Genomic DNA, 1,623 nt, shown 5'->3' with positions numbered 1-1,623 from the left:
CGCTGCCGATCGGGCCCGGCCTCGACCAGCGCCTTCAGTTCGGCCTGCTGTGCCCCGTTCAAACGGCAGGCTGGTCCCGGATGCTGATAATCGCGCAGGCCATCCGGCCCTTCAGCATTGAAGCGGTGGACCCAGTCCCGCAGCGTCTGGCGGTCCATGCCGCCCACGCGGGCCGCATCCGTCCGGCTCGCCCCGTCACGGATTGCTGCCAGGGCCAGAAGCCGGCGCGCAGCGTTCGCCTGCCGGCTACGCGCCGCAAGTCGCCTCAGATCAGAGGCCGAATAGTCATCCCGTAGCTTCACCGCCCTCGTCATCAGCCAGATCCTCCCGCATCAAGAGAATCAGAGCCAGCGCCGTTTGTCACTTCACACACGAGTCAGTGGCTACGTCCTTTGGTATAACTCAATTCCCGATGACAGGATTCTACCACAGGCTCCCAATGTTCTCTGCCGAAGCAAGAAAAACTCAGTCTTCCTGTTGAGATATCAGCCGGATCTGGGCGATCATTTCATCGGCTGTGATCTCTCCGCACTGGCGGGCATCCATGATTGCGGTGAGCGAGCGTATATCTGTGCCCACCTTATGTAACGATAACGTAATAATTATCTGCGGGCTTCCTGTGGCCGGAAAACTCATATCCCTCCCTTCCCCTGCTTCAGCGAAACGTCCTGATCCCATCGAACATGGACATTGTCGATGACGCACAGGGTTCTCGGGCGCTGCGGTCACCAGAAACACGTGGACACAGACCGGAACGGGCCTGATGATCCGGCCTGGGAGGAACACCATCATGGAAACAGGTCATTCCGATCGGGAAGCCGAAAAGAACGAAGCGACACGCCGGGCACTGGCCCAGGCTGATGCCGGATTGTTCATCAGTGATGAAGCGGTGAAGGCATGGGGGGGTCGTTTGCGGGAGGGGGCGAAATCCTACGCTAAGGATTTAGGCCAGCGATATTCGCCGGTGAGGTTGATGTGTTCCCATCCCAGCGGTGAGACATGGGCGAGGAGATCAGGCGGGATGATGATGCCGTCCACGGCGCGTCTGTCCACGACCTCCCCGAGTTTCATGGTGTTCCAGAAGATGATGATGGCGGCGAGCAGGTTCATGCCGGCAATACGATAGTGCTGCCCTTCGCCTGAGCGGTCGCGTATCTCACCTCGACGATGGAAGCTGATGGCGCGCTTGAGGGCATGATGGGCCTCGCCCTTGTTGAGACCGATCTGAGCCTGGCGCCGGAGACCGGCGTCGAGAATCCAGTCGATCATGAACAGGGTGCGCTCGATGCGACCGATCTCCCGCAATGCGAGGGCCAGCTCATTCTGGCGCGGGTAGGAAGCGAGCTTGCGAAGAATCTGGCTGGGGGCGACGATGCCCGCTGCGATCGTTGCCGTGACGCGCAGGATGTCGGGCCAGTTGCGCTCGATGAGCGGTTCATTGATTTTGCCGCCAACCAGCGCTCGCACATTGGCGGGCGTCGCGTTGGGCGTGAAGGCATAGAGTCTTTTCTGAGAGAGATCTCGGATACGCGGTGCGAACCTGTAGCCGAGCAAGGAGCTGGCGGCGAACACATGATCGGTAAAGCCACCCGTGTCGGCAAAATGCTGGCGGACGCGGCGGCC

Annotated in this window: 3 protein-coding genes; all 3 read right to left on the bottom strand. The window is 60.5% G+C overall.

Annotated features, from left to right (window positions below):
• Window positions 1–314: helix-turn-helix domain-containing protein (locus tag GEU01_RS21600; RefSeq protein ID WP_019087064.1), on the bottom strand; the 314-nt coding region annotated here is incomplete at its 3' end.
• Between the two features lie 151 nt (window positions 315–465).
• On the bottom strand, window positions 466–636 hold the full coding sequence (locus GEU01_RS26620) for a hypothetical protein (protein WP_019087655.1): 171 nt from the start codon (window positions 634–636) through the stop codon (window positions 466–468).
• A gap of 294 nt (window positions 637–930) precedes the next feature.
• Window positions 931–1,623: Tn3 family transposase (locus tag GEU01_RS21590; RefSeq protein ID WP_019087292.1), on the bottom strand; the 693-nt coding region annotated here is incomplete at its 5' end.

This window comes from Komagataeibacter europaeus LMG 18890 (assembly GCF_000285295.1).
Classification (GTDB): Bacteria; Pseudomonadota; Alphaproteobacteria; order Acetobacterales; family Acetobacteraceae; genus Komagataeibacter; species Komagataeibacter europaeus.
This window is presented reverse-complemented; position numbering and strand designations above follow the sequence as displayed.